The sequence below is a fragment of the Collinsella sp. CLA-AP-H1 genome (assembly GCF_040092945.1).
Lineage (GTDB): Bacteria > Actinomycetota > Coriobacteriia > Coriobacteriales > Coriobacteriaceae > Collinsella.
The window spans coordinates 1-23,617 of sequence record NZ_JBBNKO010000013.1; the positions used below are offsets into that span (position 1 = coordinate 1).

The 23,617-nt window shown below is 59.4% G+C and carries 19 protein-coding genes; 13 read left to right on the plus strand and 6 right to left on the minus strand.

Annotated features, from left to right (window positions below; all coding sequences use genetic code 11):
* Positions 1-227: 227 nt before the first annotated feature.
* Together AAAV44_RS07580 and AAAV44_RS07585 are read left to right on the plus strand one after the other, a co-directional pair.
* Positions 228-989 carry an ABC transporter ATP-binding protein gene (locus tag AAAV44_RS07580; RefSeq protein ID WP_349115235.1) on the plus strand — a complete coding sequence of 254 codons (762 nt, stop codon included), beginning with the start codon at positions 228-230 and terminating at the stop codon, positions 987-989.
* Positions 986-1,810 (plus strand): hypothetical protein, encoded by an 825-nt coding sequence (locus AAAV44_RS07585; RefSeq protein ID WP_349115236.1) that lies wholly within the window; start codon positions 986-988, stop codon positions 1,808-1,810. The genes AAAV44_RS07580 and AAAV44_RS07585 overlap by 4 nt, the downstream gene beginning before the upstream one ends.
* 916 nt (positions 1,811-2,726) lie before the next feature.
* Here AAAV44_RS07585 and AAAV44_RS07590 read toward each other — a convergent pair.
* The 6 genes from AAAV44_RS07590 to AAAV44_RS07615 all read right to left on the minus strand — a co-directional run bounded on the left by AAAV44_RS07590 (position 2,727) and on the right by AAAV44_RS07615 (position 9,207).
* On the minus strand, positions 2,727-3,536 hold the full coding sequence (locus AAAV44_RS07590) for a gamma-glutamyl-gamma-aminobutyrate hydrolase family protein (protein WP_349115237.1): 810 nt from the start codon (positions 3,534-3,536) through the stop codon (positions 2,727-2,729).
* 87 nt (positions 3,537-3,623) lie between these two features.
* Positions 3,624-4,388, minus strand: a complete 765-nt coding sequence (locus AAAV44_RS07595; protein WP_117802879.1) for an amino acid ABC transporter ATP-binding protein — start codon at positions 4,386-4,388, stop codon at positions 3,624-3,626.
* 36 nt (positions 4,389-4,424) lie between these two features.
* Positions 4,425-5,258 (minus strand): amino acid ABC transporter permease, encoded by an 834-nt coding sequence (locus AAAV44_RS07600; RefSeq protein ID WP_349115238.1) that lies wholly within the window; start codon positions 5,256-5,258, stop codon positions 4,425-4,427.
* On the minus strand, positions 5,255-5,914 hold the full coding sequence (locus AAAV44_RS07605; protein ID WP_006234894.1) for an amino acid ABC transporter permease: 660 nt from the start codon (positions 5,912-5,914) through the stop codon (positions 5,255-5,257). The genes AAAV44_RS07600 and AAAV44_RS07605 overlap by 4 nt, the downstream gene beginning before the upstream one ends.
* A gap of 138 nt (positions 5,915-6,052) precedes the next feature.
* A complete protein-coding gene (locus tag AAAV44_RS07610; protein ID WP_271749032.1) occupies positions 6,053-7,048 on the minus strand; it encodes a glutamate ABC transporter substrate-binding protein in 996 nt (331 codons plus the stop codon).
* Between the two features lie 377 nt (positions 7,049-7,425).
* Positions 7,426-9,207 (minus strand): 1-deoxy-D-xylulose-5-phosphate synthase, encoded by a 1,782-nt coding sequence (locus AAAV44_RS07615; RefSeq protein WP_349115239.1) that lies wholly within the window; start codon positions 9,205-9,207, stop codon positions 7,426-7,428.
* A gap of 227 nt (positions 9,208-9,434) precedes the next feature.
* On the opposite strand from AAAV44_RS07615, the gene AAAV44_RS07620 reads away from it, so the two are divergent.
* The 11 genes from AAAV44_RS07620 (at position 9,435) to AAAV44_RS07670 (ending at position 23,529) form a co-directional block, all read left to right on the plus strand.
* Positions 9,435-9,992 (plus strand): HD domain-containing protein, encoded by a 558-nt coding sequence (locus tag AAAV44_RS07620; protein WP_349115240.1) that lies wholly within the window; start codon positions 9,435-9,437, stop codon positions 9,990-9,992.
* 3 nt (positions 9,993-9,995) lie between these two features.
* Complete coding sequence (locus AAAV44_RS07625) at positions 9,996-11,015, plus strand: putative ABC transporter permease (RefSeq protein ID WP_349115241.1); 1,020 nt, start codon at positions 9,996-9,998, stop codon at positions 11,013-11,015.
* Between the two features lie 198 nt (positions 11,016-11,213).
* A complete protein-coding gene (locus AAAV44_RS07630) occupies positions 11,214-12,491 on the plus strand; it encodes an ammonium transporter (protein ID WP_349115242.1) in 1,278 nt (425 codons plus the stop codon).
* A gap of 191 nt (positions 12,492-12,682) precedes the next feature.
* On the plus strand, positions 12,683-13,021 hold the full coding sequence (locus AAAV44_RS07635; protein WP_099432138.1) for a P-II family nitrogen regulator: 339 nt from the start codon (positions 12,683-12,685) through the stop codon (positions 13,019-13,021).
* A 74-nt stretch (positions 13,022-13,095) separates the two neighbouring features.
* The gene (locus tag AAAV44_RS07640; protein ID WP_349115243.1) at positions 13,096-13,758 is read left to right on the plus strand and encodes a helix-turn-helix domain-containing protein; all 663 of its coding nucleotides are present in this window, start codon (positions 13,096-13,098) and stop codon (positions 13,756-13,758) included.
* 130 nt (positions 13,759-13,888) lie between these two features.
* Positions 13,889-15,121 carry an MFS transporter gene (locus AAAV44_RS07645; protein ID WP_349115244.1) on the plus strand — a complete coding sequence of 411 codons (1,233 nt, stop codon included), beginning with the start codon at positions 13,889-13,891 and terminating at the stop codon, positions 15,119-15,121.
* Between the two features lie 115 nt (positions 15,122-15,236).
* Positions 15,237-16,094 (plus strand): HAD family hydrolase, encoded by an 858-nt coding sequence (locus AAAV44_RS07650; RefSeq protein WP_148331933.1) that lies wholly within the window; start codon positions 15,237-15,239, stop codon positions 16,092-16,094.
* A gap of 156 nt (positions 16,095-16,250) precedes the next feature.
* The gene (locus AAAV44_RS07655) at positions 16,251-16,376 is read left to right on the plus strand and encodes a hypothetical protein (RefSeq protein WP_260699404.1); all 126 of its coding nucleotides are present in this window, start codon (positions 16,251-16,253) and stop codon (positions 16,374-16,376) included.
* A gap of 274 nt (positions 16,377-16,650) precedes the next feature.
* Positions 16,651-17,361 (plus strand): TetR-like C-terminal domain-containing protein, encoded by a 711-nt coding sequence (locus tag AAAV44_RS07660; RefSeq protein ID WP_349115245.1) that lies wholly within the window; start codon positions 16,651-16,653, stop codon positions 17,359-17,361.
* 11 nt (positions 17,362-17,372) lie between these two features.
* Complete coding sequence (locus AAAV44_RS07665) at positions 17,373-22,154, plus strand: acyl-CoA dehydratase activase-related protein (protein WP_349115246.1); 4,782 nt, start codon at positions 17,373-17,375, stop codon at positions 22,152-22,154.
* A 415-nt stretch (positions 22,155-22,569) separates the two neighbouring features.
* Entirely contained in the window at positions 22,570-23,529 is a 960-nt protein-coding gene (locus AAAV44_RS07670) for a 3-hydroxyacyl-CoA dehydrogenase (protein WP_349115247.1), read from the plus strand.
* Positions 23,530-23,617: the final 88 nt, after the last annotated feature.

The window sequence follows — 23,617 nt, forward strand, 5'->3', positions numbered from 1 at the left end:
CAGCCGACGCCGGCGTCGAAGAGCTCGACGGCCCGCCTCCTGGACTCCAGGTCGTGCTTCACCCTGAGGTCTATACTCATGGAAAACCTCCCATTTCCCGATGTCCAAGAAATGGGAGGCAGTTCACGTGTCTAACACGGGTCCCTTCTTTTAGATTATCTTGACAAATATGAGTTATCGAAAAACAATAACAACCATGGAAAACGATAAAGGATAGAAGGAACGATATGAGCGGTTTTTCTATCAAGCAGAACGGGGGTCCAATGAACGCATCAGCGATAAAGCTATCAAAGGTGTCAAAGCGCTATGGGAAACGGCGTGTGTTGCATGATGTTTCCTTCGAGGTGCACCAGTCTGAGCTCTGCGCCCTTGTTGGTGCAAACGGGGCTGGCAAAAGCACGCTTATTAAAATAGTGCTGGGCCTCTGTAAACCATCGTCGGGGAGCGTGGAGCTCTTTGGAGGCAAGTCGAAAAAAGAGCTGAGCCTGATGCGGACGCGTGTCGGCTATGTGCCAGATTCCAGCGGAGCATACCAATCCCTCAGTGCGGCTGAGAATCTTCGGATCCGATGTGCGGAATGGGGGCTTGATGAGAAACGTGAGGTTCCTCGCGTTTTGGGCCTAGTCGGGCTGGATGCCGATGAGAAAAAGAGTGTGAGCAGTTTTTCTCTGGGAATGAAACGGCGACTGGATATAGCTACGGCTTTGTTGGGCGACACCGACGTACTAATTTTCGATGAGCCGGCAAATGGATTGGATCCGTTGGGAATCGAGAGTATATGGACCCTTATCGGTCGATTGAATCGGGAGCAGGGCAAAACCATGCTTATCTCTAGCCACGACTTGGATGAGCTGGCATCGGTTGCAACAAGCTGCCTGTTTCTTCATGACGGCGAACTGCTGAAAAAGGAATCGATGGATGCCATAAGGGACGAGGCGCCATCCCTAAAAGAGTATTACAGGCGCTTGATGAAGGCGGTCTCGCTATGAAGCGGGCGATCCACCCCATAAAGGCAGATATGATGCGTTTGCACAGGATGTTTCCGGCGAAGTTTGGTCTTGCGCTTATTCTGGCGTTCGGCCTTCTCTTCGGTGTCTTTCTAAAAAACGGAACAACGTTGCTCGCCTTTGGCAATAGCGTTTTTGGGGAGGATATTGGTTTCTGCTGGAATGTAATCGATCCTTCTGCACCCGATGAGTCCCTTGTGCGCAGTGCTTTTGCCGGCACGTCTCTGTTCGTTCCGCTCATCGTTTGCCTGGCGATTTTACAGGAGCGCGGCTATGAAGAGGGACACCGAATTTCTTCAGCAAGAGGTCTTACCCGCTTTAATGGGGTCCTAGCACATGTGCTTTCGTTTGCTTTAATAATTGGCGTAGCATATAGCGCGCTTTGCCTTCTTCTTTTTGCAATAGCCATAATACGTGGAGGGCATAACCTCTCGCACGACATGCTGGCTGCATTTTTGCCTGCAATGATAGTCAACGCTGTATTGGTGATATCGGTTGCGCTGGAGACGGTGACCATCTATCGGATTACAGGCAGCGCTGTATTGAGCGGGGCTGCGATAATTATTGGATTTGTCATGAGCTTGACGCTCTACGGAACTTACCTTCAGACGCCCATACCGTCCTTGCGATGGATCTTCTTTCTTCCGGGGCCGTACCTTGGAGTCGGATGTGCCTTTGGGTATAGCGATATGGGTCAGCTGACACTTCTGGGATATGGCGTGGCAGCCAGCTGTCTATCGGTATTGATTTACGCTCTCGTGAGCTTTCGTGCTGGGGGTGTGCTCAATGGCTCGTCAGACTAGAAGATTCCTTCATTCAGAATTGAAGCATGTGAGCAAATGGACGTACGCCTTAATCCTGGTAATTTATGCGTGCATGGTGGTATTGCAGCTTAATTCTTTCCCGATGTGGTTCTGTAGCCTCCGTGAGAACAGTTTCTTGGGCTTTTTCCCAGACCCGACGCTTCGGCTATCGGCAGAGGATGTCCTTCTATTTGGTAATGCAGAGGTTTTTCGCGGTCTGCTGTTCAACGTAGCCCCGTTGGCTCATGCATTGTTCTTTCCGTTCATCGCGGCTTGCATTGTGCCTCGCTTTGTCAGTTCGGGCTTTATTGAGGAACCCTGGGGATTGTCGGAGGCTCGGGGAGGGAAGCGTGTGTGCGCTATCGTTGCGCGAGTGGCGCTGTCTTCTTTTGCCCTTTTGGGCGCGTTTATCTTGTCGAGTGTCGTTTTGTACTGTCTTAACTGCGTAATCGTTTTGGATGCTCAGCAGTATTTCAACCTGAATATATTTTGCTATCGACTTCTTCTGGCGAGTGTCGTCTGCCTTGCATACGTGGTCTCTTGCGTGATCGCTGTTTCCTATTTTGGGTCCGGCTTCGGTCCGATTGGCATGCTGTTGCTTGTCAACGTTGTAGCGATCTACATACAGCTCGGGGCCAATTCCATGCTTCCGCTTCCAGCCTCGATGCTCATGTGGATTTGCGGCGTGACCCCGTTGGGGAATAGTCAATGCATTTCGATTCTAATTGACTGCCTAATAAACGTAGCAAGCGTTTTTACCATTTGCTTTACCGTAGACCGATTACGGTCGAGATTTCTTTGATTGTTTGTGAGGGATGATCATACCGAGCATACCAAATACAGGGGGGGGCGGGCACCGTGGCTGGTGTCCGCCCCCCCCCTGGCATGGAAGGTTTAAGCCTGTGTGATTCGCGAGCTAGCGAGCCTGCTTAACCTTTGCCGCTGCCTCGACAAACGACTTCCACAGGGTAAAGTCGGTCTCGAGCGTCTTCCACGTGTACTCAGGGTGCCATTGCACGCCTAGACAGAATGGCTGGCCTTCGACTTCGATGCACTCGGGCACGCCATCGGTTGCCTTGGCGACCAGACGCGTGCTTTTACCCAGGCGATCGACACAGCAGTGATGTGCCGAGTTGGTCTGGATCAGCCTGTGCCCGCCAACCGCGCGCTCCAGAAGTGAGCCCGGCACGACCTCGACGGGATGCACGGGGTCGTTGAGCACGTGGGTATGGCGCCACTGCGTGCGGCCCTCGCGAGCGCCCAGGCTCGGCACGTCCATGCACAGGGTGCCGCCAGTGGCGACGTTGAGCAGCTGCGTGCCGCGGCAGGTGGTAAAGAGCGGCTTCTTGGCGCGAAGCACCTCGTTAACCAGCTTAAACTCAAAACGGTCGCGAATCTCGCAGCACAGCGTGGGATCGTAAGGACGCTCGTCGCCCCAACGTTTGGGGTTGACGTCCGGGCCGCCGGGAATAGCGACACCATCGGCGATTTCCGCGTAATGACGGATGACCTCAATGTCCTCGGTGATGGACATCTGCAGTGGCAGGCCGCCGGCGGCAAGGATGGCATCGACAAAGACGCTTGCGATTTCCTCGTTGGGAGAGAGCGTCTCGCTTAAAAACGGCTTTGCATCTTCCCAGCGCGGCGCGACGAGGATGAGCGGACGGTCGGCGGGGGCGACGTCGACGTGCGGGGTATAGGACGAGGAAGTACGTGTTCCGATCATAGGTGTTGCTTTCGAATCCGGGTGGACATGGCACAGGGGTGCGCGGGGCAAACGCTGGTGATGAATTTGCCCCGCGCGGCAATTGGGTTAGTGGCCCTTGATGGAGTTGAGGAAGTCCTGGGCGCGCTTGGTCTGGGGATGGTCGAAGAACTCGTCGGGCGTGCCGGTTTCCACGATCTGGCCGTCGGCCATAAAGACGACGCGGTCGGCTACGCGGCGGGCAAAGTTCATCTCGTGCGTAATAACGATCATCGTCATGCCCTGCTGCGCCAGACGGACCATGACCTCGAGCACCTCGTTGATCATCTCGGGGTCAAGGGCGCTCGTGGGCTCGTCAAAGAGCATGGCCTTGGGCTGCATGGCGAGTGAACGGGCGATGGCCACGCGCTGCTGCTGGCCGCCCGAAAGCTGTGCGGGCACCTTGTCGGCCTGCTCGGCAACGCCCACGCGGCTCAGCAGGTCCATGGCGCGCTCGCGGGCCTCATCTTTGGAGACACCCAGCACATCGACCGGTCCCAGCATGACGTTCTGCAGCACCGTCATATGTGCAAACAGGTTGAACTGTTGGAACACCATGCCCAGTTCGGCACGCATGCGGGCAAGATCCTTGCCTTCCTGCGGCAGGGGCTCGCCCTCGATGAGGATCTCGCCCGAGTCGATGGTTTCCAGGCGGTTGATGGTGCGGCACATGGTCGACTTGCCCGAGCCCGAGGGGCCAATCACCACGACGACCTCGCCGCGGTCGACCGACAGATTGATGTCGTTGAGGACGTGCAAGTCGCCGTAGTGCTTATCGACGTGCCTGAGCTTGATCAGCGGCTGATTGCCGGTAGAAGAAGTGCTCTGTGCCATGGTGCTCGGCTCCTTATGACTCGAAATGGTAAAGCGTTAGCGGATGATGGTCACGCCGGTCTTGTGCGAAACGTAGACAGCGGCCTTGTTAATCGCGACGTTGATGAGGATATAGATGACCGCGATCACCAGGTAGACCGACACAAGGGCGTCGTAGTTGGTGATGAGCACGCGGGCATTTTGCATGAGGTCGGGGTAGCTCACCACGTAGGCGACGGTGGTGTCTTTGACTACGACCACAAGCTGCGAAATCAACGACGGGATAATAAACCGAATCGCCTGCGGCAACACGATTTTAAAGGTGATTTTAGCTTTGGAGAGACCGAGCGCCTGGGCCGCCTCGACCTGCCCGCGCGGTACGGCGTTGACGCCGGCGCGGAAAATCTCGGCCAGCACGCCGGCGGCAGCGAGCGCGACGGGAAGCGTGAGCATCCAAAACGACGGCAGCGCGATCTTGTACTGGGGCAGCACCAAAAAGAAGAAGTAGATAAACAGCAGGCTCGGTACGCCGCGGAAGAAATCGGTGAGCACGCGGCAGACCAGCTGCAGCGGCTTAATGTCGCTGGTACGGCCGAGCATAAGGGCTAAGCCCAGCACCAGCGCGATGGCGCCGGCGGTGAGTGCGACTTTAACGGTGCCCTCAAAGCCGGCAAGCAGGAACTTCCAGGTGGTGAGGTGCGTAAAGAAATACCAATAGTGGACCGAAAGCTGGCCGGTCACATAAAAGCGCTGCAGTACCAGGACGACGAGTGCGGCGACGGCAACAAGCGAGATGGCGGTGCCGATGCGAATCTTGGCGAGCATCTTGGGGCCGGGAGCCTCGTAGAGCGCATCGCGCATGGTAAGCGCAGGGGAGGAGTTCTTGCTCATCGGAGGATCCTCACCTTCTTATCGATGTAGTTGCCAATGTGGCTCACCACAAAGGCCGTGCCCAGGTAGCCGAGCGCCGAGATAAAGAACGCGGCGACGCCGCCGAGCGAGCGCGTGTTGATGTAACTCACCACGCCGGTGAGCTCCTGCGGTTTAAGCGGCACCTGACTGCCGAGCGCGGTGGTGAGCATGACGGCGATAAAGAGGTTGGTCATGGGCAGTACGCTCGAGCGCAACGCCTGCGGAATCACGATCTTGGCGAGGATACGGTTAAAGCTCATGCCCAGCGAGCGGGCGGCTTCCACCTGGCCGACGCCGACGGTGTTGATGCCGCTCATAAAGTTCTCGGAGCCAAAGGCCGAGCCCAAAAGGACCGTGGCGACGATAACGCAGGTGCGGTAGGGCAGAACGACCTTGAGCGGCGGCAGCGCATAGACGACGATGATGAGCAGCGCGATGCCGGGGATATTACGGAAGACCTGGACATACAGGTCGCCAAAGACGCGCAGCGGCTTGAGCGGCGACACGCGCATCACGGTGACGGCGACGGCCAGCACCATGGCGATGGCAAACGACTCAAGCGTCATGCCCCAGGTTGCTAGCAGCGCGTCGATATAGTTCTGGCCATAGAGCGACCAGAGTTCGGAGAGACTCATGCGGACCTCCCGCCGATAAGGAAAGAGGCTCCCGTGTGTACGGAAGCCCCGACAACTCAGTGAGGAAACAGTTTACCGCAATAAAGCGGATCGTGCGTTTCCATATGGTTTCGTTGCGGCCGTTACCAGGCTCGCTGACTAGGCGCCGATCTCGGGCAGCTCGGGAACATTGGTGTCGCCCGTACGGTCGCCGATGCAGATCTGCCACAGCTCGGTCCAGGTGCCATCGTCCTCGATCTTCTTAAGGAAGTCGTTGACAAAGGCGACGCCGTCGGAATCGAGCGGCAGGCCGATGCCGTAGGGCTCCTTGCTGCCGAAGGGCTTGCCGGCGATCTTGTACTTGCCGGGCTCGCGGACCAGGGCGCTCTGCTGCATGTTGTTATCGATGACGTAGGCGTCAACGCGGCCCTGCTGGAGTGCCTGGCGGGCCTCCTCGTCGGTCTTGAACTCCTGCTGGCTGGCCTTGGGGGCGAACTCCTCCAGGATGGCGGGGCCGTTGGAGCCGGACTGGACGGCGACGTTCTTGTCGGCCAGGTCGTCGACGCTCTTGATGTCGTCGTTATCGGCGAGCACCAGGATGGCCTGCTGCGTGTAGTAGTAGGGGCCGGCGAAGGAGACGAGCTTCTTGCGCTCGTCAGTGATGGTGTAGGTGGCAAAGACGGCGTCGACCTGGCCGTTCTGCAGGACGGACTCGCGCGTGTCCGAGGTCACCTGGGTGATCTCGACCTTGTTCTCGCCCAGAATGTAGTTGGACAGGAGCTGCGCGATACCGGCATCGAAGCCGCGGGTCTGACCGTCTTTCTCGTTGAGGAGGGAGAAGAGCGTGGAGGTCTGAACGCCACCGATCTTAAAGACGCCGGCGTCCTTGACGGCCGTGGCCCAGGTGCTGGCGGCGATGGCGTCGTCATCGGCCTTGGGGCCGTTGTCGACGAGCTTGTCGAATGCCTTGGCATCGAGCGTAGCGGAAACCTCGGTATCCTCGGAGCCCTTGGAGGAGCCGGCGGCGGAACCCTTGTCGGCCTCGGCGCTGGTGTCGGAGCAGCCGGCAAGACCAAGGCCGGCGACGGTTGCGAAGGTAGCGGCGACAAAGCCGCGGCGGTCGAGAACGACCTGCTGGGAGAGGTTCTTGCTCATGGTAGAACACCTTTCTCAATAAAATCCCTAGCGGTTGAGTAGAGTTATACCCTATCGCGCTCAAATGGGTCAACACGAAATAACTCAGAAACATACTTACCTTATGGGTAATTCTACCTACCAAAAAGGGACAGGCACCTTTGTGGTGGTTCTTGCAGATGTGACGGCCTGCCTCGCTGCTTTGTCTCAATCTGTAACATCTGGAGGGCCAAAAGGTCTCTATCTGTTACAGATTGAGACAAAGGTCAGGGACTAAGACGTCTTGTCTAGATCTGTAACAGTTAGACGGGAATTCGGGCCCTAGATGTTACAGATCGAGATAATTGAGTTGGGAAAATAAAAACCTCCGCAGGGGTGCTTTCCTTGCGGAGGTTTTCTTACTCGTTGAGTAGTCTTGCGGCTTCGGCAGCCATGTTCTCGACCGTCATGCCGTTCTGCGCGAGCAGTTCGTTGGGGTCGTAGCGGTCGGGGAAGCCCTTGGCGATGCCAAAGGTGCGCGTGCGCATTGGCGTGCAGGCCAAGTAGCACGCGACACGCTCGCCCCAGCCGCCGTCCAAGATGCCGTCCTCGAGGGTGACGACAACGCGATGCTCGGCGGCAAGGCTGTCGAGGAACTCGCGGTCAAGCTCGGTTGCAAAGCGCGGGTTGACGAGCGTGGCCTCGATGCCGTACTCGGCAGCCAAGCGGTTTGCCACGCGCTCGCCCAGTTCAAAGAAGTCGCCAAGCGCGAGCACGGCCACATCGCGGCCCTGACGCGCGACGTTGTAGCGCACGACGCTGTAATCGGCGCCCTCGGCGGGCGCCAGATCGGGACGGCTTACCAGGCCGATGCCCGGTACACGAATCGCCACGGGATGCTCGCGGTGGTCGAGCGACCAGCTCAGCATGGACAGATATTCCTCCATGCAGGCCGGCGCCAAGTAGTGCATGTTGGGAAGACCGCCCAGCATGGAAATATCAAAGAACGAGAGGTGCGTCTCGGACGTGGTGCCAAAGATTGACGCACCAAACACCAAAATGGTTGCGGGGGCGTCGTTGAGGCATAGGTCGTGCCACAGCTCGTCGTAGGCGCGCTGCAAAAACGTACCGTACACACCAAAGACTGGCTTGGCGCCCGAGCGCGCAAGCGCGGTGGCAAAGGTCACGGCGTGCTCCTCGGCAATGCCCACATCGACGAACTGTTTGCCGGCGGCAGCGCGAAGCTCGGGTGTAAAGCCCATGATGTAGGGCGTGGCGGCCGTGATGCCAACGACCTGTGGATCGCGCTCGATGGCGGCGCTGAGCGCCTCGCCCGTAATGTCAGCATAGGTGCGCGGCGCAGGCTCGCTTGGATGGCCCGGGCAGAGCTTGCGGCCGGTCGCCATGTCAAACGGACCCACGTGGTGCCAGCGTTCGGGGTCGCTCTGGGCCGGCTCAAAGCCCTTGCCCTTGGCGGTGGAGACGTGCAGCACGATGGGATGATCGATATTGCGCAGTTCCTGCAGCGCGTCGACCAGGGCCAACACGTCGTTGCCGGCGTCCAAATAACGGTAGTCGAGTCCCATCGCGCGGAAAACGTTGCGCTCACAGGTGCCGTTGCTGGTGCGCAGCTCGGCCAGATTGCGATAGAGGCCACCGTGGTTCTCGGCGATGGACTGGTCGTTATCGTTGACGATGATGATCAGGTTGCTGTCGAGCTCGGCGGCATTGTTGAAGCCCTCAAACGCTAAGCCGCCCGAAAGCGAGCCGTCGCCAATGATGGTGATGACGTTGTAGCTGTCGCCCGCCAGATCGCGGGCGTGTGCCAAGCCGCAGCCCAGGCTCACCGATGTGGAGGTGTGGCCCATGGCGAACAGGTCGTGCTCGGACTCGTCGGGATTGGCAAAGCCAGAAGCCTCGCCAAAACGTTCCGGATCGATATAGGTATACGCGCGCCCGGTCAGCGCCTTGTGGGCGTAGGTCTGGTGCGAAACGTCAAAGACAATCTTGTCGATAGGGGAGTTAAACACGCGATGAAGCGCAACCGTAAGCTCAACGACGCCCAGGTTGGGGGCAACGTGTCCGCCGACAGCGGCTGAGCTTTCGAGGATGGCGTGGCGAATCTCGCCGCAGAGCAGCGGAAGCTCGGCGCGGTCGAGAGCCTTGACGTCCTCGGGCGTTGTCGTTTGCGTAAGCAGCATCGTTGTGGGTTACTCCATGCGAATCGAGCGCCGGCGCTCCCTCGGCCGACACAATTGCACAAGACAGTCTCGCACATTTTGGCGTTTGATATGTGACGGCGGCGCGGTAATTCGACAACTGGTGGGGCAAAACGTTTTGTCCGATGCCATACTGATAGATTCGATGATGATTTTTTCAATACGTGCAGGCCGTGGCTTGCCGCCGTGAGCCGCTGGAAGGAGGCAGCATGTCCGATGCCGTTCGTGCCGAGAAAATCGCGCACGAGGTCGACGATGCCGCCCGCCAGCTCGCCCAGGCGGGCCGCTTGGACCTGACACGCGAGTTTATCCAGCATGGCGACGTGACGGTCTATGCACATGTGACCTCGGTGGCACGGGCAAGTCTGTCCTTTGCCGAGCACTTGGGCCGTGCTGGCATTTCGATCGACCGCGCCTCGCTGCTGCGCGGAGCCTTGTTACACGATTACTTTCTCTATGACTGGCACGATCCCGATCCGAGCCATCGCCTGCACGGATTTCGGCATCCGTTTTTTGCCCTGGCGCGTGCCGAGGAAGATTTTGAGCTGACGTTGCGCGAGCGGAATATCATCGGGCGGCATATGTTTCCGCTGGTGCCCGTGCCGCCGACGTGTCGCGAGGCGTGGATTGTTTGCCTGGCGGATAAATGGTGTGCTCTGCGTGAGACGGTCGCCGGCCGCCTGCCGCGCAAAGGCGGCGCGAACGATTCGAACGAGGGCTCGAGTGACGGCTCGAGCAAAGATTCGAGCGAGAAGAGGAGAGGGTAGACGGTGGGGACCGCGATCGACATGGCATTTGGCGGCGTGACGCTTGCCGCCTGCCCACTCTCGGCACTGGTGCTCTCGTTTGCCTTTTACGGGTTTTGCGGTTGGGCATGGGAGTCGACAGTATGCGCCATGCTCAATCACGGACGATTTGCCAACAGTGGCTTTTTGCTGGGGCCGTGCTGCCCCATCTATGGTGCGGGCGGCATTGCCTGCTGGCTGCTGTTGCGTGGGATTCCGGATGCCTCGAGCCAGTTTGTCGCTGCAGCGCTCGTATGCAGCGTGATTGAGTACAGCGTAGGCGTGCTGTTGGAAAAAACAACGGGCGCTCGCTTTTGGGATTACTCGCACCTGCCGTTTAACTTGCACGGACGCATCTGTCTGTACTGGGCCTGCGCGTTTGGCTTGGGTGCGTTGTGTATTTGCCGTTTAGTGGAGCCGGCATTGCTGGGGCTGCTTGGCCATCTGCCGGTGCTGATTGTGCGGCTGTCCGCCTTTATCGCCGCGGTCGCGATGATGGTCGACGCGGTGTGCTCGTTGGCGAGCTGGCGGCGTCTGTCTGATCAGCTGGAGCGGGTCCGGGCCGACCTTGCCGACCGCATCAATGAGTCGCTTGCCGATGCCTCGGACTCAGTGCTCGAACGTATTCCCGATTCTACGATTGACTCGGTAGCACAGACGCACATCCGTAGCCGTGCCGTTAACGCGTGGCTGGCCGAGCTGGGTGACGCCGCGCTCGATGCCCTGCGCGAGAAGGCTTCGATGCCGACGTTTATCGCGGATGGTGCTCGCGGCTTGGCGCTTGCCGCCCGCCGCGTGGCCGATGCCGCGCCGAGTATGTCGCGTCCGTCGCTCAGTCGTCGCCTTGCCGGCAAGCGCATGGGCCGTCCGGTGCCGAGCGTGTCACTCAGCCGCCGCGACCTGCGCTTTTTCAATGCCTTCCCGCGCCTGCGCATCAATCGCTACGAAGGTGTCATTCGAGCAACTAATCTCCGCGACCGCGCCCACGAGCTGTTTCGGCGCTAGCCGGGACGGGTGTGCTCGCGGCCGCCTTGCTCGCGTATTTCCCCTTCGTTTCGCGTCCGTTGCCGCGCCGTTTCCAAGATTGCGGCACCGTTTCCATTCGACAACGCCGCGTTTAACAACGCCGTATCTGGTCTACACCAGTTGCCCCTCGGCCGCATTATGGGCGCCGACAACGTTCATGCGATCAAGGGGGAGCGAATGTACGATACGGGATCGACAACGTTTATGCTCGTCTGCACCATGCTCGTGTTTTTAATGACACCGGGCTTGGCGTTTTTCTATGGCGGCCTGTCCAGGCGCAAAAATGTCATCAACACCATGCTCATGTGCTTTGGCGCCATTGGCCTGGTTGGTGTGCTGTGGATTGTTGCCGGCTGGTCTCTGGCCTATGGCGGCGACGGTTCCAGCCCGTTTATTGGAGGCCTTGAACAGCTGCTGTGCCTGCCGGTACTCAACCAGATGCTGCAGGCGGCCGAGGGCAATGCCGCGGACGGTGCCGTCTACCCTCAGATCATCAACATCGCCTTCCAGATGGCGTTTGCCATGATCACCGCCGCTATCGTCACGGGCAGCCTGGCCGGCCGCGTTAAGTTTGGTGCCATGGCGGCCTTCCTGGGCATTTGGCTGCTCGTGGTCTATGCGCCGCTTGCCCACATGGTTTGGGGCGGCGAGGGCTCCTTTATCGGCGACATCATCGGCGCGCTCGACTTTGCCGGCGGCGACGTGGTGCACATCTCGTCCGGTCTGACGGGTCTGATTCTTTGCTTGATGCTCGGCCGTCGTCGCGGTTTTGGCATGGTGAGCTATCGCCCGCATAACGTGCCGTTTGTGGCGCTGGGCGCCGGCTTGCTTTGGTTTGGCTGGTTTGGCTTTAACGGCGGCAGCGAGTTTAAGGCCGACGCCGTGGCGGCGCTCGCCATCCTCAACACCGTGACGGCTAGCGCGGCGGGCATGGTCTCGTGGCTTGCCGTCGAGCGCGCGCACACCGGTCGCCCCACGCTGGTGGGCGCCAGCACCGGTCTGGTTGCGGGCCTTGTGGTGGTCACGCCGGGTGCGGGCTTTGTCGAGCCGTGGGCGGCGCTGGTCATGGGCCTGATCGTATCTCCCGTCTGCTACCTGGCCATCAGCCATCTTAAGACCAAATTTGGCTACGACGATGCGCTCGACGCGTTTGGCTGCCACGGCATCGGTGGCATCCTGGGCGGCGTGCTCACGGGGCTGTTCTGCGTGCCGGAGCTCTCGTGGACCGGTAAGGGCGGCCTGTTCTACACGGGCGATGTCTCGCTGCTCATCTCGCAGATTTTGGGCATTGTGGTGACGGTCGCTATTGTACTGGTGCTCGACTTGGTGATCGCCGCGGTGGTCAAGGCGCTGTTCCACGGCAGCCTGCGCGTGGACGAGGCCGACGAGGCGCTGGGCATGGATGCGAGTCAACACGGCGAAAGTGCGTATCCCTCCTTCTCGGGACTTGACTAGCGGCTTCCCCAGGCTCCGCACCTTGCCCTTCAAACCGTCGCGCGGCTTCCCCAGGCACCGCACCTTGGGTTTCAAACCGTCGCTTGCGTACAAAAGTACGCGGCGCCCCTCTTTCAACCCAATCTGCGGCACCTGGGAAACCCGCGTCATTGAATGGCAATTCATTTATTTGATAAAGAGAGGAATTCATTATGAAAAAGATCACGGCTATCGTGCGCCAGGAGAAGCTTGAGGTTCTTAAAGACGCGCTGTTTGCTGCCGATGTTCGTGGCATGACTATCAACCAAGTGCAGGGCTGCGGCGCGCAGCATGGCTGGAAGGAATACGTGCGCGGCAACGAGTTGCTTGTCAACACGATCCCTAAGGTGCAGTTCACGCTCATTTGTGCCGATGAGCATGTTGACGGCATTGTCGACATCATCTGCAACGCCGCCCGCACCGGTGCCGTCGGTGACGGCAAGATTTGGGTCGAGCCGGTCGAAGAAGTCATCCGCATCCGTACCGGCGAGCACGGCCCCGCCGCGGTGTAGGATCGACCACCTGTCATTCGCAACGTTAAAATGCTGCAATGAGGCACAAGACTTGCGTTGCGGATGGACGGATTATGGGTCGTAATAAATATCCCGAGGAGACGGTCGCGAAGATTCTCGACGCGGCGCTGGAGCTATTCTGCGCACAGGGTTATGAGGGGACGAGCATTCAAGATATCGTCGACCGCCTCGATGGCATGACCAAGGGTGCTATCTATCATCACTTTAAGAGCAAAGAAGAGATTTTCAACGCCGCATTTGATCGGGCAATGGCTCCGATTGTTGAGCGCCGCCGCGCGACACTCGGTGCTGGCAATATGACGGGAGCCCAAAAGCTCAAACGACTTTATGCGCCCGAGTCCGTCGTTCCGCAAATCGATCTATGGGCTCGCATGCATCCTGCGGCAGATCCGGTGAAAAGCTCGCGGCTGCTGGCGATGCAGTACCAAGGTTCGTTTGACGAGTCGGCCGATGGCTATCTCCTGCCAGTGATCGAGGAGGGCATCGCCGACGGCTCCATTGCGTGTGCATGCCCACGCGAAGCGGCGGAGGCGGTATCGTTGTTGGCGAATCTTTGGCTGTTGCCGCTGTTCCGTCCGCTTGAGAACAAGGGTCGAATGCTCGCTCGCGCGCAATGTTTGGCGCAGATGGCGGCCGCGGTGGGGCTCGATTTGGGTAATGAAGTGCTCCAGACAACGGCTCAGATATGGGACGTATGGAACCGTGCTGGGTGGTAATATAGATACTGACGGTATGTAATTGATTTGTAAGGGTAGCCACGGCTGCCCTTTTCAAGTCATTAAATACATACTAATGGTATGTATAGGGGGCAGGCTTATGGCTGGAATGCGGAGGAGTAGCGTCTCGTTGACGCAAAAAACAGTGCAATCTATCAGGCTTTTCGGTCTTCTTGTTGCACAGCTGTGCGCGTATTCGATGTTGTCGGCACTGTGCTTTGCGTGCCCGCTTTACTTGTTCGACTGCAGCGGCTCATCAACGTTATATGGTGCCGTCGCGGCGATAGCGTTCGTGCCGGGCGTGCTTGCGACTCCGGCTGGCGGAATCTTGGCGGATCGCGGAAGTCATCGCGGGGCCCTTGTGGTGCTCGGCATTGTTCTGATGGCTGCATCACTGTTGTTTATCCCCATGAAGCGTTCGCTGCCTCTTGCCGTTGTCGTGGTAGCAATGCTTTGCGTCCAATATGGCATCCAATCGCTGCTGAAACCGATGCTTCAAATTGAGACGGTGCGCATGACGGGCCCAGAAAAGGTTGAGCGTGCCACTGCGTTGGTCTCGCAGATAACCATGGCGAGCAATATCTTGGGGCCTGTAGTCGGGACGGCAGTCTATGGGTGCTTTGGTATCGATGCTCTATGCGAAACCGCGGCGTTGACGTTTGCGATGTCAGCCCTACTGTTCGGGGGCGCACTCAAGCAAAATGCCTCATCTGGAATGACAGGGGACAGTACGACTTGCTCGACATGCCGAAGCGATTTTCGGGAGTCGATTCGGTACCTGTTTCAAAACGCATCATTGCTCGTTGTGTTTTTGCTTGCGGCTATTTTGAACCTTGCGTTAGTTGGGTTAACGATTGGTGCTCCCGTTATTGTTGCAAAGCATCTCGGAATGCAATCATCCTTTGTTGGGATTATTGAGGTGGCTATGGGCTTAGGCGGTCTTGTCGGCAGTGGTTTGGTCGGTATTTGGCCGCATCGTTTTTCCTTCAAGGGCATATGTCGATATGTTGCGATGATTTGTTTTGGAGTCGTACCGATTATTGTCACGCTACTGAGCGGTCCTGATGAATTAGCGTTTGCCGCGCTTGCGGCCGGCTCGGCATGGGTCATGGCGTGGGCAAGCATTGCATCGGTCGAAATTGTTTCATTTGTTCAGCGGTCAGCGCCAAAGGAACTCTGCGGAAAAGTGCTGGCACTCGTTTATATGATGCCTTCCTGTGCAACGCCTATTGGCCAATTGGTTTACGGGCTCGCATATGATCGATGGACACCGGCGATTGTATTCGCAGGCATGTTTGCGGTGCTGACGTTGACGACGGCGCTGTTTTATCGGCTGAAAAGTCGCTTATGGCGAATGTCTTAAGGCGCTGGGGCACCGTGAATTTGTGAAGGCAGTGGCGCGTCGCGCCGTGACGGCATTGTTTGGGCATGCCTCTCCTTCGTCTACAATATCGTGCAGACGAAGGAGAGGCATGCCCATGATCAAGATGTTCGCGAGTGATTTAGACGGAACGCTGCTGAACGCCCTGCACGAAGCGGATGGGACCATCCGCCGTGCCATTCGCGAGCTGACCGAGGCTGGCCTGCATGTGGTTCCCGCGACCGGGCGCTCGACGCTGCCGGTCGGCGAGCATGGCTTTACGGGCCTGGCGCTCGATGCCTGCTGCTCTAACGGCTCCATTGTGCGCGACAGTCATGGCGAGGTGCTCAAGACCTGGACCATCGATCCGCAGATCACCGAGGAGCTGCTCAAGGAGTTCCCGGACATTTGCTTTGATTGCTCCACGCCCGATGGCATGTTCTCGAGCGGCTCGTTCGAGATGCATCAGGCGGGCTTTAAAAAGGACAGTCCTATCAAGCGCATCGTGATGCGCGGCATGCGTGCACGTGGCGGGTATCACGAGGAACAGTATTTCGACCAGTCGATCGGTGACATTCTGCGCCACGATGTGTGCAAGATCAACTGCCGTGTGATCTCGCCCGAGCTGGAGCGCGACCTTAAGGCGTATTTGGCCGAGCGCTCGGACCGCGTGGTCAACGCGCCGTTTGACCCGGTGATGTTTGAGATCACGGATGTGGCATGCAACAAGGGCGAGAGCGTGGCCTGGCTGGCGGGCTACTACGGCATTGCCGAGGACGAGGTCGCGGTCTACGGCGACGGCGGCAACGACATTGCCATGCTCAAACGCTTCCGCCACAGCTACGCGACCAAAAACGCAAGCGAGGCAGCCAAGGACGCCGCGAGCGCAACTATCGGCAGTTGCATGGTCCACGCCGTTCCCAAACACATGCTTGCCACCATGCACAAGCAGAATTCCTGCACCGTAATCGAATAATGTGACAAAGGGACAGCCCCTTTGTCACAGGTGACGCTGGTCTCTTGAAATACGAACAAACATTCGCATATCTAACTGCGCTTTGATAGAATTGATACTGTTGGCGGCAGTTCCATGTGCCGGGCAACGCCCTCCATCTGATGGGAGGTGATGCCCATGACCGATCTGATTGATTTCGTGAGACTTCTGACCGCTTTGGTCTCGTTCTCCACGGCGCTCGTCGGGCTTTCCGAGGCACTCAAGCAACGTTCGAAGCAACGTAAAAGGGGTCGCCGCCGCTAAGGCGTTGACCCCTTAATCCAAGCAACGGCGCTGCCCAGCTTTCCAGAACTTGGACTGCCGTCGACACTATTCTACCCACGAATGACATTTTGAACAATCGGCAATGCCGCTCCAAAAGCCAGGCACAACTGGCACAACCTAGGCGGTCGCTGAATGTGACAAAGGGACTGCCCTTTGTCACATTCCAAATATTGCCTTTACGTGTTGATACACACGGTGTGCAATAATACTCGCACTGTGCAATAGCGTACAGTCTGAGTAACAAGGAGGACGCTTGTCCCAGCTCGAGAAATGTGATCGCCGGTCCCTTCGCTCGCAGCGCGCCCTTCGCCAGGCGCTTGCCAGCGAGCTTGCCGAAAGCGGCGACCTTTCGCGCATTAACGTCGCGTCGCTCACCGAGCGCGCCGGTCTTACGCGTCGAACGTTCTATTCGCACTACCGCGATATCCCCGACTTTATCAGTCAGATCGAGGACGGCCTGCTTGCCGAGATTCGCGAGCGGGTGGAGCTTATCACCGCAGCTCAATTACCCGATCTTTACCGCAACATCGACGAGCTCGAGCCGGCACCCGGTTCGGTTGAGCTGCTTCGCTATCTTGCGGCTAATCGCGACCTTATCGGGGCCCTACTGGGCCCGGGCGGCGACTCCGCCTTTATTAAAAAGATCATCGATACCGCACGCGAGGCCGTGGTGCCGCGTGCACAGACGGGCATCTTGGGCCTGGCACTGGGCACCTTCTTTGACTACTACGTTACCTATGTCGTGAGTGCCGAGGTCGGCCTGATTCAGCGCTGGTTTGAGCGTGGGCTCACCGAATCGCCCGAGACCATGGCGCGCATTATGACGGTTATCGCCTTTGTGCGCCCCGGCGACCTGTATGGCCAACCCATCGATATCAACGTGCCGGAATACGGCATGAAGCTATTGAATCTGCAACTCGAGGACGCGGTCGACACCATCGCAACCGTCGAGTCCAACAACTAAGAGGAGAGACAATGAGCAAACTCGTCGAGGGCATCAAGGACCGCATGGTCGCTGCCGCACGCGAGGCCGCGCCCGCCGTGGTGGACGCCGCGCAGAAGGCCGCGACCGCAGCTGCCGAGAAAGTTGCCGAGGCAGTTGCCGATGCCAAGAACGCGGCAGGGGAGACGTCCGTCGCTAGCGAGCTCGCCACTGCCGCTGAGCCCGTAGCCGCCGCCCACGCCCCCGAAGGCGCGATCTTCAACCCCGAGAACGCTCGCGGCAACCTGCACCTGGGCATCGACGTGGGCTCCACCACCGTTAAACTTGCCGTGCTCAACGACGACAACCAGATCGTCTACGCCAAGTACCAGCGCCACCACACCGACGTCCGTGCCTGCGCCCGCGACCTGTTCGAGGGCGCTGCGACCGTGCTGCCGACGGCCCAGATGACCTGCGCCATCACCGGCTCGGGCGGCCTTCTGCTGTCCCAGTGGCTCGACCTGGAGTTTGTCCAGGAGGTCATCGCCAGTAAGCGTGCCGTCGAGACCCTCATCCCGGCCACCGATGTCGCTATCGAGCTGGGCGGCGAGGACGCCAAGATCATCTACTTCGATAACGGCATCGAGCAGCGCATGAACGGCACCTGCGCCGGCGGCACGGGTGCGTTCATCGACCAGATGGCAACCCTGCTCCACACCGACGCCAGCGGCCTCAACGAGCTCGCGGCCAACGCCACCACCATCTATCCCATCGCCAGCCGCTGCGGCGTTTTTGCCAAGACCGACGTGCAGCCGCTGCTCAACGAGGGCGCCCGCCCCGAGGACGTGGCCGCCTCCATCTTCCAGGCTGTCGTGACCCAGACCATTTCGGGCCTGGCGTGTGGCCGTCCCATCCGCGGCAACGTTGCCTTCCTGGGCGGCCCGCTGCAGTACCTCTCCGAGCTGCGCCACCGCTTCTACCTCACGCTCAACCTGGACGAGGAGCACCGCATTGTGCCCCAAAACGCCCACCTGTTTGTGGCGAGCGGCGCCGCCATGGCGCACGAGTCCAACAAGCTCAGCACGTTCCCGCAGCTCATCGAGGCCATCGATGCCCTGGGTGACACACAGGGTGCCGAGGTCGAGCGCCTGGATCCGCTCTTTGCCACCGACGAGGACTTTGCCGAGTTCAAGACCCGCCACGACCAGGAAGTCGTCCCCAAGGGCAAACTCGAAGGCTACACCGGCCGCGTGTTCATCGGCATCGACGCCGGTTCCACCACCATGAAGGCTGCGCTTGTGGGCGAGGACGGCCAGCTGTTGCACACCTGGTACGGCAACAACAACGGCGACATCCTGGGCACGGCCAAGGTCATCATGGCCGATTTCTACAACCACATCCCCGCCGGCTGCACCATAGGCCACGTGACCACCACGGGCTACGGCGAGGCGCTGCTCATCGAGGCCCTCAAGGCCGATTCCGGCGAGATCGAGACCGTCGCGCACCTGCGCGGCGCCAAGGCGTTCCTGCCCGGCGTCGAGTTCATTCTGGACATTGGCGGCCAGGACATGAAGTGCCTGCGCGTCAAGGACGGCGTCATCGAGCACATCATGCTCAACGAGGCCTGCTCGTCGGGTTGCGGTAGCTTTATCGAGAGCTTCGCCGTCTCTATGAACATGGACGTGCGCGCGTTCGCCAACGCCGCCATCCATGCCAAAGCCCCGGTCGACCTGGGAAGTCGCTGCACGGTCTTTATGAACTCGCGCGTCAAGCAGGCGCAAAAGGAAGGCGCCACGGTGGGCGATATCGCGGCAGGTCTGTCCTATTCCGTCATCAAGAATGCCCTGTTCAAGGTCATTAAGCTGCGCGATCCCAAGGAGATCGGCAGCCAGGTAATCGTCCAGGGCGGCACCTTTATGTCCGATGCCACGCTGCGCGCGTTTGAGCAGCTCACCGGCGTTCATGCCGTGCGTCCCGACATCGCCGGCTGCATGGGCGCCTACGGTGCGGCCCTGCTCGCCCGCGATCGCGCCGGCGCCGACGGCACCTCGACCATTCTTTCGGCTGAGGACATCGCGCACCTCACCGTGACGCAAAAGCATGTCCGCTGCGGCCGTTGCTCCAACAACTGCCAGCTTACCGTCAACGACTTTGGCGGTGGCAGGCGCTTCATTACCGGCAACCGCTGCGAGAAGGGCGCCGGCCACAAAAAGCAGAAGACCGAGGCCCCCAACCTCTTCAAAAAGAAAAACGAGCTGCTCTTTAACCGTGAGGTGCTGAGCCCCGACGAGGCCCCGCGCGGCACCGTCGGCATCCCGCGCGCACTCAACATGTACGAGAACTACCCCTTCTGGCACGCGTTCTTTACGCGCCTGGGCTTTAGCGTGCAGCTGTCCGACCAGTCGAGCAAGAAGACCTACCAGGCGGGCATCGAGTCCATGCCGTCCGAGAGCGTGTGCTACCCGGCAAAGATGAGCCACGGCCATGTGATGAACCTTATCGACCGCGACGTCGACTTTATCTGGATGCCGTGCGTGCGCTGGGAGCGCAAGGAGGACCCGACTGCCGGTAACTGCTATAACTGCCCCATCGTCATGAGCTACCCCACGGCGCTGGCGCTCAACATCGACGAGATCCGCGAGCAGAACATCGAGTTCCTGTATCCGTTTGTGCCCTATCACGACAAGACCGAGCTCAAGCGCCGTCTGTACCAGGTGCTCGCCGTCGACCGTGTGGCCGATGCGCAAGCCGGTCGCGGTCGCGTGCGCGGACCCAAGATCACGCGCTCCGAGGTCGATGCCGCCGTCAACGCTGCCTTTGAGGCCGATGCGCGCTTCCACGAGGATATCCAGACCATGGGCGAGGAGGCCCTTAAGTGGGTCGAGGACCACGGCGGCCACGGCATTGTGCTCGCCGGCCGTCCTTACCACAATGACCCCGAGATCAACCACGCCCTGCCTGAGCTTATCTCGAGCTTTGGCTTTGCGGTCTTTACCGAGGATTCGCTCGCGCATCTGGTAAAGCCCGAGCGTCCGATTCGCGTCGTCGACCAGTGGATGTACCACAGCCGCCTGTATGCCGTCGCCCGTTTTGTGACGATGCGCAACGACCTAGACCTGATCCAGCTCAACTCTTTCGGCTGCGGCCTGGACGCTCTGACCACCGACCAGGTGCAGGAGATTCTGGAGGCCAGCGGCAAGATCTACACCGTGCTCAAGATCGACGAGGTGTCCAACCTGGGCGCCGCGCGCATCCGCATCCGCTCGCTCATGGCAGCGCTCAAGGACCAGGAGGCCGAGCGCTTGGCCGAGGCCACGGCCGCGGGCGAGGCCTACGAGCAGGGTGACGCCGCGCCGGTGGCGCCCTCCACGGATGCCCCCGCGTTCGCGAGCCGCAAGTACACGTTTGAGGCCCAGCGTGAGAGCGCGTCGACCGCGTGGCCCAAGGTACCCTTCACCGAGCAGATGCGCGACGAGGGCTACACCATCCTGTGCCCGCAGATGGCGCCGATCCACTTTGATCTGGTCAAAGAGGTGTTCCGTGGTGCCGGCTACAACCTGGAGCTGCTGCCCTCGACTGATCACGATGCCGTCGAGGCCGGTCTGCGCTATGTGAACAATGACATCTGCTATCCGTCGATCCTGGTGACGGGCCAGATCATGGAGGCCATCGAGAGCGGTCGGTACGACCTGTCTAAGACGGCCGTGGTTATCAGCCAGACCGGCGGTGGCTGCCGTGCCACCAACTACATCGCGCTCATTCGCAAGGCCCTGCGCGAGAGCGGCCACCCCGAGATCCCGGTGATCTCGCTTTCGGCCGTGGCGCTCGGCGAGGACAACCCTGGCTTTAAGATTACGCCGGCGCTGCTCAAGCAGGCGGTCTACGCGGTGCTCTTTGGCGACGTGATGATGCAGATGCTCTACCGCTGCCGCCCGTACGAGGCCACGCCCGGCGCCGCCAACGCGCTCTACGAGGAGTACATGGCGCGCGCCCGCAAACTGGCGCCCAAGTTCAACCGCCACAACTACACCAAGCTGTGCCGCGAGGCCATCCGCGCGTTCGACACCATGCCGCTTGCGGGCGAGGGCACCAAGCCGCGCGTAGGCGTGGTCGGCGAGATCCTGGTCAAGTTCCATCCCACGGCCAACAACCACGTGGTCGACGTTATCGAGCGCGAGGGCTGTGAGGCCGTGGTGCCGGGCCTGCTCGACTTCTTCCTGTACTCCATGAGCAACGCCGAGCTGCAGAAGGACGAGCTGGGAAGCTCTGCCACTACGCGCGCTGGTATGCAGGCGCTCATCAAGCTCGTGGACTGGATGCGTACGCCGGTGGAGGAGATGCTCGAAAAGTCCCGCCGCTTCGAGGCACCCGAGCGCATCGGCACCATGGCCGACAAGGCCCGCACGGTGCTTTCGGTGTGCAACAACATGGGCGAAGGCTGGCTGCTCACGGCCGAGATGCTCGATCTGATTGATCATGGCGCACCAAACATCATCTGCACGCAGCCCTTCGCGTGCCTGCCCAACCACGTGGTGGGCAAGGCCGTGATCAAGGAGCTGCGCCGCCAACATCCCGAGAGCAACATCGTCGCGGTGGACTACGACCCCGGTGCATCCGAGGTCAACCAGCTCAACCGCATTAAGCTCATGATTAGCGTGGCCAAGGAAAACATGCGCGCCGGTAAAGGCTTTAAGCTCGAGAAGGTGGCGCCGCTCGCGATGGACGAGGTCACCGGCCAGATGCGTGCCCATGATGGCTGCGTGAGCTGTGGACCGGCCAGTGAGGAGGCCGTTGCATCGGCCGCCAAGCGTCTGGGGCGCGGTATTAAGAAGTAGTTGGCCTACTTCGAGCCGGATATAAGACAAACGGGTGGTAGTCGTACCGGCTACCACCCGTTTTTGCTGGACATATGTTGCGCAAATGATCTCGCTGCAGCCTTCCGTGGGCTCGTATTTCAGAAGTGCGGTGAAAAACGCGAACCTCCCGAGCACACCGCCTTTTTAGACTCCCGCGACCTGCGGTTTTGTTGTCAAAAAAGCCGATCTGGTCGGCGAAACCCGATTTTTCCCCGCACTTCCGAAAACAGCGGTTCAGCAGCGCCAAAAAATGGCCTCAAAATCGAGAGTTAATGAACAAATGTAGCCGTTCGCCGCGAAATACCGTCCGTTTATAGAACCCATGCCCGACGTGCAGCCCTCTTACGGTTGAATAAATACACATCTATGGAATTACGCAAGAGAGGACCGTTCCATGAGCTACAAGACCGTTTGCGTTGCTGGCGGCGGCGTGTTGGGAAGCCAGATTGCCTTTCAGGCTGCCTACTGCGGCTTTGATGTGACGATCTGGCTGCGCAGCGAGGGCAGCATCGGCCGCACCCAACCCAAGATTGATCACGTGCGCAAGGAGTACATCGCTGCTATCGAAGGCATGGCGGACGGCACGGGCGAGTGGTGTGCCGGTATCGCCGATAGCGGCAAGCCCTTCGACAAAGAGGTGGCACTCGCCGCCGTCGAGCGTGCCTACTCCACACTCAAGCTGGAGCTCGATCTTGCCAAGGCAGTGGCCGACGCTGACCTGGTCATCGAGTCTATGGCCGAGGACACCCAGGCAAAGATCGACTTCTACAAGAAGCTTGCCCCGGTTCTCCCACAAAAGACCGTCATCGTCACCAACTCTTCCACGCTGCTGCCAAGTACCTTTGCCAAGTACACCGGCCGTCCCGAGAAGTACCTGTCGCTGCACTTTGCCAACTCCATCTGGAAGAACAACATGACCGAGGTCATGGCCCAGAGCCAAACCGACAAGCGCTATTTTGACGAGCTCGTCGACTTTGCCAACGACATTCGCATGCTGGCGCTTCCCGTCAACAAGGAAAAGAACGGCTACCTGCTCAACTCCATGTTGGTGCCGTGGCTGCTTTCGGGCCTCGACCTGTATGTCTCGGGCATCAGCGACCCCAAGAGCATCGACCTCGCATGGACGCGCGGCACTGGCGCGCCCAAAGGTCCGTTCCGCGTGTTCGACACGGTGGGCATCCAGACGGCCTACAACATTGTTATGCAGTATCAGAAGGTCCCGGGTCTGGTGAGCCCGCTGCTCAAGAAGATGATGATGCCCTACAACTTTAAGGCCATGGCCTCCGTTCTCAAGAAAATGCTCGACGAAGGCAAGCTGGGCGAAAGCTCGGGCGAGGGCTTCTTCAAGTACTAAGAACGATCCCTCGGGGTCGGAGGAAAACGGATCATTTTCGGCCGCCAGCAGTGAGAAGATGGACCCAGAAATAGAAAGGAGTGGCAAT